The sequence below is a fragment of the Mesorhizobium sp. AA23 genome (assembly GCF_001672435.1).
In the GTDB taxonomy this organism is placed as follows: Bacteria; Pseudomonadota; Alphaproteobacteria; order Rhizobiales; family Rhizobiaceae; genus Mesorhizobium.
Window position 1 is genome coordinate 169,566 of record NZ_LYTP01000012.1, and the last position, 15,315, is coordinate 184,880.

At 64.5% G+C, this 15,315-nt stretch carries 14 protein-coding genes; 1 reads left to right on the forward strand and 13 read right to left on the reverse strand.

Translation table 11 applies throughout. The features are described from left to right. Nucleotides 1–107: 107 nt before the first annotated feature. The 13 genes from lpdA to A9K66_RS11530 form a co-directional block, all read right to left on the reverse strand. Complete coding sequence (gene lpdA, locus A9K66_RS11470; RefSeq protein ID WP_067323630.1) at nt 108–1,514, reverse strand: dihydrolipoyl dehydrogenase; 1,407 nt, start codon at nt 1,512–1,514, stop codon at nt 108–110. Nucleotides 1,515–1,538: 24 nt separating this feature from the next. After that, entirely contained in the window at nt 1,539–2,294 is a 756-nt protein-coding gene (locus A9K66_RS11475) for an SDR family oxidoreductase (RefSeq protein ID WP_067323632.1), read from the reverse strand. Beyond that, on the reverse strand, nt 2,291–2,713 hold the full coding sequence (locus A9K66_RS11480) for a hypothetical protein (RefSeq protein ID WP_245307513.1): 423 nt from the start codon (nt 2,711–2,713) through the stop codon (nt 2,291–2,293). The genes A9K66_RS11475 and A9K66_RS11480 overlap by 4 nt, the downstream gene beginning before the upstream one ends. A 125-nt stretch (nt 2,714–2,838) precedes the next feature. Continuing rightward, nucleotides 2,839–4,131 carry a 2-oxoglutarate dehydrogenase complex dihydrolipoyllysine-residue succinyltransferase gene (gene odhB, locus A9K66_RS11485; protein WP_067323636.1) on the reverse strand — a complete coding sequence of 431 codons (1,293 nt, stop codon included), beginning with the start codon at nt 4,129–4,131 and terminating at the stop codon, nt 2,839–2,841. Between the two features lie 51 nt (nt 4,132–4,182). Beyond that, nucleotides 4,183–7,170: a 2-oxoglutarate dehydrogenase E1 component gene (locus A9K66_RS11490; protein WP_067323638.1), complete on the reverse strand. Its 2,988-nt coding sequence runs from the start codon at nt 7,168–7,170 to the stop codon at nt 4,183–4,185. Nucleotides 7,171–7,296: 126 nt separating this feature from the next. Further along, complete coding sequence (gene sucD / locus A9K66_RS11495; protein WP_067323640.1) at nt 7,297–8,199, reverse strand: succinate--CoA ligase subunit alpha; 903 nt, start codon at nt 8,197–8,199, stop codon at nt 7,297–7,299. A gap of 12 nt (nt 8,200–8,211) precedes the next feature. Beyond that, nucleotides 8,212–8,709, reverse strand: a complete 498-nt coding sequence (locus A9K66_RS11500; protein ID WP_067323643.1) for a DUF1579 family protein — start codon at nt 8,707–8,709, stop codon at nt 8,212–8,214. A gap of 3 nt (nt 8,710–8,712) precedes the next feature. Beyond that, a complete protein-coding gene (locus A9K66_RS11505; protein WP_067323645.1) occupies nt 8,713–9,084 on the reverse strand; it encodes a cupin domain-containing protein in 372 nt (123 codons plus the stop codon). 5 nt (nt 9,085–9,089) lie between these two features. Next, nucleotides 9,090–10,283 (reverse strand): ADP-forming succinate--CoA ligase subunit beta, encoded by a 1,194-nt coding sequence (sucC, locus tag A9K66_RS11510; RefSeq protein WP_067323647.1) that lies wholly within the window; start codon nt 10,281–10,283, stop codon nt 9,090–9,092. 25 nt (nt 10,284–10,308) lie between these two features. Further along, nucleotides 10,309–11,277, reverse strand: coding sequence for a malate dehydrogenase (gene mdh, locus A9K66_RS11515; RefSeq protein WP_067323649.1), 969 nt, complete (start codon nt 11,275–11,277; stop codon nt 10,309–10,311). 387 nt (nt 11,278–11,664) lie between these two features. Beyond that, a complete protein-coding gene (zapE, locus tag A9K66_RS11520; RefSeq protein WP_067323651.1) occupies nt 11,665–12,861 on the reverse strand; it encodes a cell division protein ZapE in 1,197 nt (398 codons plus the stop codon). Nucleotides 12,862–12,939: 78 nt separating this feature from the next. Beyond that, complete coding sequence (locus A9K66_RS11525) at nt 12,940–13,479, reverse strand: protease inhibitor Inh/omp19 family protein (RefSeq protein WP_067323653.1); 540 nt, start codon at nt 13,477–13,479, stop codon at nt 12,940–12,942. A gap of 191 nt (nt 13,480–13,670) precedes the next feature. Continuing rightward, a complete protein-coding gene (locus tag A9K66_RS11530; RefSeq protein ID WP_245307486.1) occupies nt 13,671–14,114 on the reverse strand; it encodes a VOC family protein in 444 nt (147 codons plus the stop codon). 134 nt (nt 14,115–14,248) lie between these two features. On the opposite strand from A9K66_RS11530, the gene A9K66_RS11535 reads away from it, so the two are divergent. After that, a complete protein-coding gene (locus A9K66_RS11535; protein ID WP_067323657.1) occupies nt 14,249–15,262 on the forward strand; it encodes an MBL fold metallo-hydrolase in 1,014 nt (337 codons plus the stop codon). Nucleotides 15,263–15,315: the final 53 nt, after the last annotated feature.

The window sequence follows — 15,315 nt, forward strand, 5'->3', positions numbered from 1 at the left end:
TGATCAGGCTATAGCTCCACGACGAACGGCCCGCCGAAAGGCGGGCCGTTTTTGTTTAACTACACCTTTGCCATCCTCGGGCGTTCGGCGCCGGCCGTGACGAGCACCTAAATATGGATCGGCTTGAAGAACGTGGCCAGCGCCGCTTCCTTGACCGCCTCCGACATGGTCGGGTGGGCATGGCAGGTGCGGGCGAGGTCTTCCGAGGAGCCGCCGAACTCCATCAGCACCGCCGCCTCGTGGATCATCTCGCCGGCGCCGAAGCCGACGATATGAACGCCGAGCACGCGGTCGCTCGCCTTGTCGGCGAGGATCTTCACGAAGCCGTCGGTGTGCAGCATGGCCCGCGCGCGGCCATTGGCGCTGAAAGGGAACTTGCCGACCTTGTAGTCGATGCCGGCCTTTTTCAGCTCCTCTTCGGTCTTGCCGACCGAGGCGATTTCGGGACTGGTGTAGACGACGCTCGGGATAACGTCGTAGTTCACATGACCGGCCTGGCCGGCGATCGTCTCGGCTACCGCCACGCCCTCGTCCTCGGCCTTGTGCGCCAGCATCGGCCCGGCAATGACGTCGCCGATGGCATAGATGCCGGGCACGTTGGTCCTCAGATGCCCGTCGGACTTGACCCGGCCGCGCTCGTCCATCTCGACGCCGGCTTCTTTCAATCCAAGGCTGTCGGCATAGGGGCGGCGTCCGGTCGCGACCAGCACGACATCGGCCTCGATCGTTTCCGCCGCGCCGCCCTTGACCGGCTCGAACGTCACGCTGGCGCCCTTCTTGGATTTGGCGACGCCGGTGACCTTGGCGCCGAGCTTCAACTCGAAGCCCTGCTTGGACAGCAGCCGCTGGAATTGCTTCGAGACCTCGCCATCCATGCCGCCGAGGATGGTGTCGAGGAACTCGACAACCGTGACCTTGGCGCCGAGCCTGGCCCAGACCGAGCCGAGCTCGAGCCCGATGACGCCGCCGCCGACCACCACAAGACTGCCCGGCACCTTGGCCAGCGACAGCGCGCCGGTCGAGGACACGATCACCTTCTCGTCGAAGTCGACCTTGACACCCGGAATGCCGGCGACGTCGGAACCGGTGGCGATGACGATGTTCTTGGTCTCGATCTCCTCGACCTTGCCGCCCTCGCCGGTGACCGACACCTTGCCGGCGCCGATCACCTTGCCGGTGCCGCGGAACGAGTCGATCTTGTTCTTCTTGAAGAGAAAAGCGACGCCGTTGACGTTGGAGGCCACGGTCGCATCCTTGTGCGCCAGCATCTTCTTCAGATTGAGTTTTGGCGCGCCGACCTCGATGCCGAGCATATCGAAGGCATGACCGGCTTCGGCGAACATCTCGGAGGCGTGGAGCAGGGCTTTCGACGGGATGCAGCCGATATTGAGGCAGGTGCCGCCGAAGGTGGCGTTCTTCTCGACCACCGCTGTCTTCAGGCCGAGCTGTGCCGCCTTGATGGCGCAGACATAGCCGCCCGGTCCCGATCCGATGATTACGACGTCATAAGCCATGATGGTGTCCTTCTGGTCTGGCCTTCAGCGGCCGCCGCTCACATTCAGGATCGCGCCCGTTATATAGGAGGCCGCGTCCGACAAAAGGTAGAGAACCGCGCTCGCGACCTCGTCGGCCGTGCCCGCGCGCTTCAGCGGCAGCAGATCCTGCATCCGCGCCACGCGCTCGGGCTGGCCGCCGGAGGCATGGATGTCGGTTTCGGTGATGCCTGGACTGACGGCATTGACGCGGATGCCTTCCAGCGCCACCTCGCGCGCCAGACCAACGGTCAGCGTGTCGATCGCGCCCTTGGAAGCGGCGTAGTCGACATATTCGCCGGGCGAGCCCAGTCGTGCCGCCGCCGAGGACAGATTGACGATGGCGCCGCCCTTGCCGCAGTGACGGGTCGACATGCGCTTGACGGCCTCGCGGGCGCAGAGGAAGGAGCCGACGACGTTGATGCGCATCATGCGCTCGATCCGCTCGGCGCTCATCTCATCGACACGCGCCTTGACGTCGACGATGCCGGCATTGTTGACGAAGGCGTCGAGCCGGCCGAAGGCCCGGTCCACCGCCTCGAACATCGCCACCACATCGGCCTCGTTGCCGACATCGCCCCTGACCGCGAAGGCCTCGCCGCCCGCGGCTTCGAGCTCGGCGACGAGCGCCTCGGCGGCGGCCCGGTTGGAGACATAGTTGATCGCCACCCCATAGCCTGCCCGACTGGCCTGCCGGCATATGGCAGCGCCGATGCCGCGGCTGCCGCCGGTGACCAGCAGCGTCTTCTTGTCGGCATTCATTCCTGGCAGCCTTTCAGGGCAAAGACGTCCCACGGTACTTTTGAGAAGCCCGCCGGACCATAAGCGGCTGACATTTCGAGCGACGGTCCGAGATCGGGAAAGATCAGGCTCTTCGGCGCATCCGCGCCCTCGGCCGGCAGCAGACCCACGACGCCCTTCTCATCGGCGCTATAGATCACGCCTTCCCAGACCGTGCAGGCGGCGAGCTCCTCGCCGGTGACGTCGCCGGTCGGGCATTTGTACATCAGCGAGCCGTGCGGCCGCCCGGCGGAGCCCTCGGTCCACATGGCGATGCCATCGAGCACGGTATTGTTGTCGAGTATCATGCGGAATGTGTTGGCGATCGTCGCCGAGGTACCCGTCGGGCTGAAATCGATCTCGGCGCCGCTTTTCGCCTCGCCATAGGCGGCAAGCTGGATCGGGCAAGCGGCCTGGGCATCGGCTGCTACGAGAGCCGCACCGGCGGCAAGCGCGACCGGCCTCGCGGTGCTGAGCCAACGGGCCTTCACTCGCCGCCCCGCCCGCGAGCCTTCATGCTCTCACCTCAGAGATCGAGCACCAGCCGCTCGGGATCCTCCAGGCTTTCCTTGACGCGGACGAGGAAGGTCACCGCTTCCTTGCCGTCGACGATGCGGTGGTCGTAGCTGAGCGCCAGATACATCATCGGGCGGATGACGATCTGGCCGCCGACCACCACCGGCCGCTCCTGGATCTTGTGCATGCCGAGGATACCGGACTGCGGCGCATTGAGGATCGGCGTCGACATCAGCGATCCGTAGACGCCGCCGTTGGAGATCGTAAAGGTGCCGCCCTGCATGTCGGCAACCGAAAGCTTGCCGTCGCGCGCGGCGAGGCCCAGCCGGCCGATCTCCTTCTCGATCTCGGCGATGGACATCTGGTCGGCATCGCGCACGACCGGGACCACCAGGCCCTTGTCGGTGCCGACGGCGACGCCGACATGCGCAAAGTTCTTGTAGATGATGTCGGCGCCGTCGATCTCGGCATTGACCGCCGGGATCTCCTTCAGCGCATGGGTGACGGCCTTGGTGAAGAAGCCCATGAAGCCGAGCTTCACGCCATGCTTCTTTTCGAACACGTCCTTATACTTAGCCCTCAGCGCCATCACCGCGCTCATGTCCACCTCGTTAAAGGTGGTGAGCATGGCGGCGGTCGACTGCGCCTCCTTGAGCCGGCGCGCGATCGTCTGGCGCAGCTTGGTCATGCGCACGCGCTCCTCGCGCGAAGCATCGTCGGCCGTCGACGGCGCGCGGGCCGCGACCGGTGCGGGAGCAGGAGCAGGAGCCGCTTTCGGCGTCTCGGCCGGCTGCGAGGGCGCGCCCTTGGCGATGGCATCGAGGACGTCGCCCTTCAGCACCTGGCCGCGCTTGCCGGAGCCCGTCAGCTGCTCGACCGAGAGATTGTGCTCGGCGATCAGTTTGGCCGCGGCCGGCGCCGGCGGCATGGTGCGCGGCTCGACCGGCCCGGCGTCGCCGGCCATCTTGGCGGTTTCGGCGGCGGCCTGCTTGGTCGTGGATGCGGCGTCCGGACTGGACGCCTGCGCCACCGCCTGCGGCTTGGTGGCGGGAGCGGCGGCTGCGCCGCCGGCCGAAATCGAGCCGAGCAGCGCCCCGACATTGACCGTCTCGCCTTCCTTGACGGTGATCTCGGAGAGCGTCCCGGCGCCCGCGGCGGGCACCTCCACCGTCACCTTGTCGGTTTCGAGCTCGACCAGCGGCTCATCGGCGGCGATCGCGTCGCCGACCTTCTTGAACCACTTGCCGACGGTCGCCTCGGTGACGGATTCGCCGAGAGTGGGGACGCGGATTTCGGTAGCCATTGTGCCTGTCCGTTCTCTTGTCTTCTTGAGGTCTGTTTGGTCCGGGTCTGCTTATTCGCCCAGCGCGTCGTCGAGCAGGGCGGAAAGCTGGCTGAGATGCTTCGACATCAGCCCGGTGGCCGGCGAGGCCGAGGCCGGCCGGCCGGTATAGCGCACCCGCTGATGCTTGGCGTCGATATGCGCCAGCACCCATTCGAGATAAGGATCGATGAACGACCAGGCGCCCATGTTCTTGGGCTCCTCCTGGCACCACACCATCTCGGCGTTGCGGAAACGCGACAGCTCGGTGATCAGCGCCTTGGCCGGGAACGGGTAGAGCTGCTCGACGCGCAACAGGTAGATGTCGGTGATGCCGCGCTTCTCGCGCTCCTCGTAGAGGTCGTAATAGACCTTGCCGGAGCAGAGCACGACACGGCGGATCTTGGAATCCTTCACGAGCTTGATCGGCTGGTCGGCCAAGAGCTGCGCATCGTCCCACAACAGTCGGTGGAACGAGCTTTCGCCCGCCATCTCCGACAGCGTCGACACCGCCCGCTTGTGGCGCAGCAGCGACTTCGGCGTCATCAGGATCAGCGGCTTGCGGAAGTCGCGCTTCAACTGCCGGCGCAGGATGTGGAAATAGTTAGCCGGCGTCGTGACGTTCGCCACCTGCATGTTGTCCTCGGCGCAGAGCTGCAGGAAGCGTTCGAGGCGGGCCGAGGAATGCTCCGGCCCCTGGCCTTCATAGCCGTGCGGCAGGAGGCAGACGAGGCCCGACATTCTCAGCCACTTGCGCTCGCCGGACGAGATGAACTGGTCGAACACCACCTGGGCGCCGTTGGCGAAATCGCCGAACTGCGCTTCCCAAAGCGTCAGCGCCTTGGGCTCGGCAAGGCTGTAGCCATATTCGAAGCCGAGCACCGCCTCTTCCGAGAGCATCGAGTTGATGACTTCGTAGCCGGCCTGGGCCGCAGATAGATTGTTGAGTGGAATGTAGCGCGTCTCGTCACGCTGGTCGTAGAGCACGGAATGGCGCTGCGAGAAGGTGCCGCGCTCCGAATCCTGGCCGGAGAGCCGGATCGGATTGCCGTCGAGCAGGATGGCGCCGAATGCCAGCGCCTCGGCGGTCGACCAGTCGATGCCGTCGCCGGATTCGATCGCCTGGCGGCGGTTCTCGAGGAAGCGCAGGATCGTCTTGTGTGCCTCGAAATCCTTCGGCACGTCGGTCAGCTTCTTGCCGATTTCCTTCAGCGTGCGGACCGGCACCGCGGTCTTGCCGCGCCGCTGTTCGTCCTGGTTGTCGGCCGTGCGCAGGCCGGACCAGGCGCCGTCAAGCCAGTCGGCCTTGTTCGGCTTGTAGGACTGGCCGACTTCCCACTCCTGTTCCAGATGCGCGCGCCAGTCGGCCCGCATCTTGTCGACCTCGGCCTGGGTGATGTGACCCTCGGCGATCAGCCGGTCGGCATAGACCTGCACAACCGTCTTATGGCTGCGGATGTTGCGGTACATGATCGGCTGCGTGAAGGACGGCTCGTCGCCTTCATTGTGGCCGAAGCGGCGGTAGCAGAACATGTCCACCACCACCGGCTTGTGGAACTTCATGCGGAATTCCGTCGCCACCTTCGCGGCATGCACCACCGCTTCCGGATCGTCGCCGTTGACGTGGAAGATCGGCGCCTCAATCATCTTCGCCACATCCGACGGATAGGGCGACGAACGCGAGAAGCGCGGATTGGTGGTGAAGCCGATCTGGTTGTTGATGATGAAATGCAGCGTGCCGGCGACGCGGTGGCCGCGCAGGCCGGAGAGCCCGAACATCTCCGCGATCACGCCCTGGCCGGCGAACGCCGCGTCGCCATGCAGCAGCAGCGGCATCACCTTGGCGCGCTCGGACAGCGGCACGATCTCGCCGCGCTCGCGGCCAGCGAGCTGGTCCTGCTTGGCGCGCGCTTTGCCCATCACGACCGGGTCGACGATTTCCAGATGCGAGGGGTTGGCGGTCAGCGACAGGTGCACCTTGTTGCCGTCGAACTCGCGGTCCGAGGAGGCGCCGAGATGGTACTTCACGTCGCCCGAGCCCTCGACATCGTCGGGAGCGGCCGAGCCGCCCTTGAACTCATGGAAGATGGCGCGGTGCGGCTTGGCCATGACCTGCGAAAGCACGTTGAGGCGGCCGCGATGGGCCATGCCGAGCACGGCCTCCTTCAGGCCGAGCTGGCCGCCGCGCTTGATGATCTGCTCCAGCGCCGGGATCAGCGACTCGCCGCCGTCGAGGCCGAAGCGCTTGGTGCCCTTGTACTTGACGTCGATAAATTGCTCGAAGCCTTCGGCCTCGACCAGCTTCGACAGGATCGCCTTCTTGCCGGTGGCGGTGAAGGTGATCTCCTTGTCGGCGCCCTCGATGCGCGCCTGGATCCAGGCCTTCTCCTCGGGGTCGGAGATGTGCATGAACTCGACGCCAAGCGTCGAGCAATAGGTGCGGGTGAGGATATCCAGCATCTGCCGGATGGTGCCGAACTCGAGCCCCAGCACATTGTCGAGGAAGATCGGCCGGTCGTAGTCGGCTTCGGTGAAGCCGTAATTCTCCGGCGACAGCTCGTTATAGTCCTCAAGCGGCTTGGCGATGCCCAGCGGGTCTAGATTGGCGTGCAGGTGGCCGCGCATGCGAAAGGCGCGGATCATCATGATGGCACGCACGGAATCGCGCGTCGCCTGGTGAACGTCCGCATCGGAAAGGGCCGCGCCGTTGACGACCGCCTTTTCCTTCACCTTCTTTTCGATGTGCTTTTCGACCAGGCCCCAATTGCCGTCGAGCGCCGAAACCAGCTCACCATTGGCCTGCATCGGCCAGGACGGCTTCGCCCAGGAAGCGCCCTTGGCGTTCTTGCGCACGTCGCCCGCGTCGTCCTTCAGCGCGGCGAAGAAGTCCTGCCATTCCGGATCGACGGAGCCGGGGTTGTCCTCATAGGCGGCATAGAGCGCGTCGATATAGTCGGCATTGCCGCCATAAAGGAACGAGGTGAGCGAGAATTGGTCGTTGGCCTGATCTTGTCTTGCCATTTTCGTCTGCGGAGCCTGGCTCCGTCTCCTTTTATGGAAGGGAGTAGGGGAGTAAGGCAGTAGGGGAGTAGGGCATTTTTGCCGCTGATCTTTCCCTGCTGCCCTATTCGCTTACTCCCTACGCCCTTAACCTTTGATCGCCTCGACCAGCGTCGTGCCGAGCCGCGCCGGTGACGGCGAAACCTTGATGCCGGCCGATTCCATCGCCGCGATCTTGTCTTCCGCGCCGCCCTTGCCGCCGGAGATCACCGCGCCCGCATGGCCCATGGTGCGGCCGGCGGGCGCCGTGCGCCCGGCAATGAAGCCCGCCATCGGTTTCTTGCGGCCGCGCTTTGCCTCGTCCTTCAAGAACTGCGCGGCGTCTTCCTCGGCCGAGCCGCCGATCTCGCCGATCATGATGATCGACTTGGTCTCGTCGTCGGCGAGGAACATCTCGAGCACGTCGATGAACTCGGTGCCCTTGACCGGGTCGCCGCCGATGCCGACAGCAGTGGTCTGGCCGAGGCCGACATTGCTGGTCTGGAAGACCGCTTCATAGGTAAGCGTTCCCGAGCGGGAAACAACGCCGACCGAGCCCTTGCGGAAGATGTTGCCGGGCATGATGCCGATCTTGCATTCGTCGGGGGTCAAAACTCCCGGGCAGTTCGGGCCGATCAGCCGCGAGGAGGAGCGGTCGAGCCGCGCCTTGACCTTGACCATGTCCATAACCGGGATGCCCTCGGTGATGCAGACGATCAGCGGGATCTCGGCCTCGATCGCCTCGATGATCGCTTCGCCCGCGCCTGCCGGCGGCACATAGATGACGGAGGCGGTGGCGCCGGTCTTCTCCTTGCCCTCGGCGACGGTGGCGAAGATCGGCAGGGTCTCTCCCTTCGCGCCGGTCCAGGTCTCGCCGCCCTTCTTCGGATGGACGCCGCCAACCATCTTGGTGGCGTGATAGGCCAGCGCCTGCTCGGTATGGAAGGTGCCGGTCTTGCCGGTCAGGCCCTGCACCAGCACCTTGGTATTCTTGTCGACGAGAATGGACATCGCGCCCCTTTTCTAAAAACCGTTGATCGAGGAAGGCGAAACGCGCCGGTAGAGGCCGCTCACCATGTCTTGCCAGGCGTCGCTGCCGGCGGGCTTGAAGTGCAATCGCATGCGGTAAGTATCAGTGCCGTCAAAGCTGTAAGTCACGCGAGCCGAGCCGCGCGGCGACGACCGTTCCAGCACAAGCTCGTTGCCGTTCCATGTGCCCGTAGCCGGTGTGACCGGCACGAAACCCATCGAGTCGAACTGATGCATGGTGACGACGTCGTTCGGCTGATCGAAGCCGAACACATTATGCGCGCCGAACGAGATCGTGCCGTCGCGGCGCTGGCGGTAGCGCTGGACCACGAACTGGCCGCCGAACTGCGCGTCCGCAAGCACTTCCGAAGTCGCGGCGCCGGCATCGGTCCATTGCGTCGCCGCGACATCTTCCTCGCCACGCCACGCGCCGACCAGCGCCTGCAGGCGCTGGTGATCGGCCGAGAGGGATGAGAAAGGCGTCGCGTTCATGGCTCAGAGCCGCTTCAGATCGGTGACGGTGAGGTCGCTTTGGGCATTGCCGGTGTTGAGGGTGGTCGCCGGCTCGAACATAAGCACCACGGGCTCGATAGTCAGCGAACGCGGCCGATGCTCGACGCCGCGCGGCACGACAATGAAATCGCGCTCGCCGAGCTCGACCGGTCCATCGCGGAAATCGATGGCGATCTTGCCGCGCAGCACGAGGAAGGCCTCGTCCTCGTCATCATGCGCGTGCCAGTCGAAAACCTCGCCGAACTTGGCGACCTTGGCCTGGCTGTCATTGACGTCGCCGGCGATGTGCGGATCGAAGACCTTGGCGATCTTCGCATCCGCCGCCTCGACCAGGTTTATCTTGCGCGGAGGCATCCGCTTTAGCCCTTCACCGCCTTGACGATCTTCTTGGCCGCGTCGTCGAGGTCGTCTGCCGAGACGACGTTCAAGCCGCTGTCATTGATGATCTTCTTGCCGAGCTCGGCATTGGTGCCTTCCAGCCGCACGACCAGCGGCACCTTCAGCCCGACTTCCTTGACCGCGGCGATCACGCCCTCGGCGATGACATCGCACTTCATGATGCCGCCGAAGATGTTGATCAGGATGCCTTCGACCGCCGGATCCTTGGTGATGATCTTGAAGGCCGCCGTCACCTTCTCCTTCGAGGCTCCGCCGCCAACGTCGAGGAAGTTGGCCGGCTCGGCACCGTAGAGCTTGATGATGTCCATCGTCGCCATGGCGAGGCCGGCGCCGTTGACCATGCAGCCGATATTGCCGTCGAGCGCGACATAGGCGAGGTCGTATTTCGACGCCTCGATCTCCTTCTCGTCCTCTTCGGTGGTGTCGCGCAGCTCCATCACGTCCGGATGGCGGAAGAGAGCGTTGTTGTCGAACGACACCTTGGCATCCAGGACGCGCAGCCGGCCGTTCTTCATGACGATCAGCGGATTGACCTCGAGCAGGCTCATGTCCTTCTCGACGAAGGCCCTGTAGAGCAGCGGGAACAGCGTGCCGCCGTCTTGCGCCGCATCGCCGTCGAGCTTCAGCGCGGCGTTGAGCTTCTTCACATCATCGGCCGTCACGCCCTTTTCCGGATCGATGGCGACGGTGAGGATCTTCTCCGGCGTGTCATGCGCGACCGCCTCGATATCCATGCCGCCCTCGGTCGAGACGACGAAGGCGATGCGCCCGACCGAACGGTCGACCAGGATCGACAGATAGAGCTCACGGTCGATATCGGCGCCGTCCTCGATATAGAGGCGATTGACCTGCTTGCCGGCGGGTCCGGTCTGCTTGGTGACCAGCGTATGACCGAGCATCTCATTGGCGTTGGCGACCACTTCCGCCGCCGACTTCGCCAGCCGAACGCCGCCCTTGGCGTCGGCAGGCAGTTCCTTGAACTTGCCCTTGCCGCGGCCGCCGGCATGGATCTGGCTCTTCACCACATAGAGCGGGCCGGGCAGCGTCTTGGCGGCGGCTTCCGCCTCGCTTGCCTTGAACACCGGAACGCCGCTTGCGACGGGCGCGCCGAACGACTTCAGCAGCGCCTTGGCCTGATATTCATGGATGTTCATGCGCTTGGTCTCCGGAGAAGGACGATTACTTGCCGGCGAGATGCGGGGCGATCTTGGTGCAGGCCTCGGTGAGGCCCTGCACGGCCGCCACCGAATTGTCGAACATCTTCTGCTCGGCCTTGGAGAGGTCGATCTCGATGACGCGCTCGACACCGCCGGCGCCGATCACCACGGGGACGCCGACATAGGTCCCCTTGACGCCGTACTGGCCGGACAGGTGCGCCGCGCAGGGCAGCACGCGCTTCTTGTCTTTCAGGTACGATTCGGCCATGGCGATGGCCGAGGCCGCCGGCGCGTAATAGGCTGAGCCGGTCTTCAAGAGTCCGACGATCTCGGCGCCGCCGTCGCGAGTGCGCTGCACGATCTGGTCGAGCTTCTCCTTGGAGGTCCAGCCCATCTTGACGAGGTCGGGCAGCGGGATGCCCGACACGGTCGAATAGCGGATCATCGGTACCATCGAATCGCCATGGCCGCCGAGCACGAAGGCGGTGACGTCCTCGACCGAGACCTTGAACTCTTCCGCCAGGAAGTAGCGGAAGCGGGCGCTGTCCAGCACGCCGGCCATGCCGATGACATGGCTGGTCGGCAGGCCCGAAAACTTCTGCAGCGCCCAGACCATGGCATCGAGCGGGTTGGTGATGCAGATGACGAACGCCTTCGGCGCGTATTTCTTGAGACCCGCGCCGACCTGTTCCATGACCTTGAGATTGATGCCGAGAAGATCGTCGCGGCTCATGCCGGGCTTGCGCGGCACGCCGGCGGTGACGATGCAGACATCCGCGCCCTCGATGCCGGCATAGTCGTTGACGCCTGTCAGTCTGGAGTCGAATCCGTCGACCGGCGAGGACTGGGCGATGTCGAGACCCTTGCCCTGCGGAATGCCCTCGGCGATGTCGAATAGCACCACGTCGCCGAGATCCTTCAGGCCGATCATATGGGCGAGCGTGCCGCCGATCATGCCCGAGCCGATGAGCGCTATCTTGTTGCGTGCCATGTCAGGATGTTTTCCCTTTGTCTGTGACGGTGCCGTGACGGGGGCCGGGGGCCGGAAGGAATGCGGGAAACCGCGGGATTTCGCCGAACCCAATAGCTCCGGCATGGAGAAAATTCAAACGGTTATTTTGCACCCAGTGTTTTCAATCGGTTAGATGCATTGGGAATTACGTAAACGTCAAAATTTTCGAAGGTAACTGAACAGAATTTATACAATAAACGATGAAATCAGAAGGCCTTCATCCCGGCGATGACGCCGTTGTGATTTTAGGACGGGCGGACAGGCAAGTGGGGCGGCCGAGCGGTTTGGGAGGTGCGCATTCAAGCGACGAAGCGCTTATCGCTTCGCGCCGCTCTGTCTAAGGATGACGACTCCAGGCGGCTACGTTCACGCCTGCCGCGCCTCCGCGGGCTCTGCCCCGACTTGCCGCCTCTCCGCCCAGCCTTCCAGCCAGTCGCGGCTCTGCATTTCGATCAGCCGCGAGGCGGTGCGCTCGAATTCGAAGACTTCCGTGCCGCGCCTGGCGGTGTAGAGCCCTTCGGGGGGAGCCGCGGCGCTCATCACCAGCCGCATGTGGTGGTCGTAGAGCGTGTCGATGAGCAGAATAAAACGCTTGGCTTCGTTGCGCTTGCCTTCCCCGAGCACCGGCACATGGTCGATGAAGACGGTCGAGAAGCGGTCGGCGATGGCCAGATAGTCGCGCGCGCCGAGCGGCTTTTCGCAGAGATCGGCGAAGGAGAAACGGGCGGCATCGCCGGCAGCGCGCGGGACCACGAGCTGACGCCCTTTCAGCGTCAGCGTCATCGCCTCGGTCGGCCTGCCATGTGTCATCGTCTTCCAAGCGTCGTCGAGCGCGCGGTCGGCCGCGGCGTCGGCGGGCGTGACATAGATCGGCAAGCGGTTGAGCTTTTCCTGCCGGTAGTCCTTTTCGGCATCCAGCGTCAGCACATGCGCGTGACGTTCGAGCAGGCCGATGAAGGGCAGGAAAAGCTGCCGGTTGAGGCCGTCTCGATAAAGGTCATGAGGCGCGACGTTGGAGGTGGCGACCAGCACGACGCCTTTGGAAAACAGCGCCGAGAACAGGCGCGACAGGATCATGGCATCGGCAATGTCGGTGACCGAAAACTCGTCGAAGCACAGCACCCAGGCCTCCTCGGCCAGCGCCCGCGCCACCGGCGGGACCGGATCGTCTTCCTTGACATCGCCGTTCTTGCGCGCCGCCCGGTGTTTTTGGATGCGGTCCTGCACGTCGGCCATGAAATCGTTGAAATGGACGCGGCGCTTTCGCCTGACCGGCAGGAGATCGAAGAACATGTCCATCAGCATCGTCTTGCCGCGCCCGACGCCGCCATGGATGTAAAGGCCCTTGACGGCCTCGCGCGGCTTGTTGCTGCGCGCGAACAGCCAGCCCAGCGCGCTCGATTTCTGCGCCAGCCTTTTTGCGGAGATCTCGTCGGTCAGCCGGTCGAGCGCGGCGACGACGCGCTCCTGCGCCGGATCGCGTTCGACCACGCCGGTTTCGACCAGATGGTCGTAGCGCTGCCTGACGGTCGCATGCGTCTGAAGGCCGTCACGCAGGTGCATAGGTCACGTCGTTCTCGGGCAATTTCGGAAAGCGGCTTGCCATCCGAAACTGCGTGAAACAATAGGGGAGGGTCCGCCCTACCTTGTAAGCGAGATCGGCTGGCCGTTGGAAGTCTGGCCGTCGAACTTTTCGCCGCCGGAGGAATAGAGCCTGGCCAGCGTGCCGCCGTTTTCGTCGTAGAGCGTCAGCTGCTTGCCGGCGACATTCCACGACTTGATGCCGTCGATCGGAGCCGGGCAATGCAGCGGACCGGCGCGGTAGCCGGCGCCGAACTTGGTCTGCGGCGTCGCCACTTTGCAGCTCTGGCCGGAGACACTGACATTCCAGACGCCGGCGACGCTGGCCGCGGTCAGGTCCGCGGCGCCCGTGGGCGCCGAACCGTCCGGCGGCAGCGAAGCCATCTGACTGTTCTTCGGCGCGGTGGGGAATTGCGACGGGTCGGTGGTGCCCGGAGCAGCCGGCGGCGGCAGCTGGTTCTGCGTCACCGTGCCGGAGGGCGCCGGCGTGAGCGGCGCCGGCTGCTGATCGTCCATCGATGAGAAGCGCGAGGTCGAGCAGCCGCTCGCAACGAGCGCGGCCAGCGATACGGCCAAAAGGCCAGTCTTCGAAAAAATCATTCCAACCTCCGTCGGATCCGGTGGGGGGCGCCGTCCGCGTAAACACTCGCTTCACCAAGATGGCGAAGGTGGCAGAATTTCAACCCGATATGGTTAAAATAGGGTTTTCGGAGCTGGTGTTGCAAATTTGTCGCGACGGCCTTGCTCACCGCGGCCCCAATCGAGAAGTTGGACCCTAACGTATTGAAGTTTCAGGCTCGCAGCCGCGCGCTGGGCACGAAGACATACCCGTCCGGACCAACGATATAGCATTCGCGCAAGCCATGCGGCTTGTCGATCGAGCCGGCCAGCACGATGTGGCCGAGTGCTGCGGCCTTTTTTTCGACCGCATCCGGATCGGCGCCATAGAGGCGCAGCTCGATGCCGGCGCCACGCGTTTCGGCTCCGGCGAAGACGCCGGTTATCGGATTGTCGAGATAGGAATGGTCGGCATGCAGCATGAAGATCGAGCCGAGCAGCTCGATGGCCGCGAAATCCTCGTCGGCATAGATGATGCGCGCGCCTAGCACATCGCGGCAGAAAGCCTCCATCGCCGCCATGTCGGTGACAAGCAAGTTGACGCCCAGCCCATGCGACAGCGAGCGGCCGAAATCCTCGGCCTTCATCCACGGTGTCCCGGTCCGCTTCTTCGCCACGGTGCTGTCCCTCCACACATCGTCGATCCTAGTCGAAGCCGACCGTTGGCCCTTGGCATTCCCCAGCAAAATGCTTGCGCCAGGCGGCGGCGTCCTTATTTCAGGACAAGCGACAGGGAGTGGGCGGAGAAACGATGGCCGCAAGAACAAGAGCAGCCAACCGCTACTATAGCGGCCCACTCAGCGATCATTTCGACGGTAGCCTCTTTTTCAATCCCGAGGGCAGGCCGCCGGCGCGCTTCACCGATTTGCTGAAATGGCAATTGAGCGGTGGGCGCTCGAAATGGCCGGCGGCCTGGCCGAGCCCATATCCCCAGGCGAAGCCCGAACAACGGATCGAAGGCGCCGCGCTTCGGCTCACCATGGTGGGTCACGCCTCGCTGCTCATCCAGACAGCCGGCCTGAATATCCTGACCGACCCGGTTTGGTCCGAGCGTGCCTCGCCTTTCGGCTTCGCCGGACCGAAGCGGGTCAACGCGCCGGGCATCGCCTTTTGCGACTTGCCGCCGATCGACCTGGTGCTGCTCAGTCACAACCACTACGACCATCTCGACCTCGCGACCCTCAAGCGGCTAAAGCAAAGCCACGACCCGATGGTGATCACGCCGCTCGGCAACGATGCGATCATCGGCACTGCCGTGCCCGGCATGCGAGTGTCGGTACATGATTGGGGCGACAGCGTCGAAGTCGCCAGCGGCGGCATCATCCACATCGAGCCGGTGCATCACTGGTCGGCGCGTGGCGGGCGCGACCGGCGCATGGCGCTGTGGGCGGGCTTCGTCGTCGATACGGCGGGCGGCAAGGTCTATTTCGCCGGCGACACCGGCTTCCACGGCGGCACCAACTACCGCCGAATGGCGGAAAAGCATGGCGGGTTTCGGCTGGCCATCCTGCCGATCGGCGCCTATGAGCCGCGCTGGTTCATGGCCCCGCAGCACCAGAATCCGGCGGAAGCCGTCCAGGGCATGAGGCTGTGCGGCGCCGTCCATGCTGCCGGCTGCCACTGGGGCACCTTTCAGCTCACCGACGAGCCGATCGAGGAACCGGCGCAAAAGCTCGCCGAGGCACTGACGGCCGAAGGCATTTCGCCGAAGCGTTTTCGCGCCATGCGCCCGGGCGAAGCATGGGATGTGCCGCCGCCTGGCTAAGGAACCCAGCCCGGGCAAACGCGTTGGTTGCACAGCGCAAATCCGCCTCGGAG

Bases quoted from the DNA above. Each gene is read 5' to 3' on its own strand.
- lpdA (WP_067323630.1), bottom strand. From the start codon at position 1,514: ATGGCTTATGACGTCGTAATCATCGGATCGGGACCGGGCGGCTATGTC.
- A9K66_RS11475 (WP_067323632.1), bottom strand. From the start codon at position 2,294: ATGAATGCCGACAAGAAGACGCTGCTGGTCACCGGCGGCAGCCGCGGC.
- odhB (WP_067323636.1), bottom strand. From the start codon at position 4,131: ATGGCTACCGAAATCCGCGTCCCCACTCTCGGCGAATCCGTCACCGAG.
- A9K66_RS11490 (WP_067323638.1), bottom strand. From the start codon at position 7,170: ATGGCAAGACAAGATCAGGCCAACGACCAATTCTCGCTCACCTCGTTC.
- sucD (WP_067323640.1), bottom strand. From the start codon at position 8,199: ATGTCCATTCTCGTCGACAAGAATACCAAGGTGCTGGTGCAGGGCCTG.
- A9K66_RS11500 (WP_067323643.1), bottom strand. From the start codon at position 8,709: ATGAACGCGACGCCTTTCTCATCCCTCTCGGCCGATCACCAGCGCCTG.
- A9K66_RS11505 (WP_067323645.1), bottom strand. From the start codon at position 9,084: ATGCCTCCGCGCAAGATAAACCTGGTCGAGGCGGCGGATGCGAAGATC.
- sucC (WP_067323647.1), bottom strand. From the start codon at position 10,283: ATGAACATCCATGAATATCAGGCCAAGGCGCTGCTGAAGTCGTTCGGC.
- mdh (WP_067323649.1), bottom strand. From the start codon at position 11,277: ATGGCACGCAACAAGATAGCGCTCATCGGCTCGGGCATGATCGGCGGC.
- zapE (WP_067323651.1), bottom strand. From the start codon at position 12,861: ATGCACCTGCGTGACGGCCTTCAGACGCATGCGACCGTCAGGCAGCGC.
- A9K66_RS11525 (WP_067323653.1), bottom strand. From the start codon at position 13,479: ATGATTTTTTCGAAGACTGGCCTTTTGGCCGTATCGCTGGCCGCGCTC.
- A9K66_RS11535 (WP_067323657.1), top strand. From the start codon at position 14,249: ATGGCCGCAAGAACAAGAGCAGCCAACCGCTACTATAGCGGCCCACTC.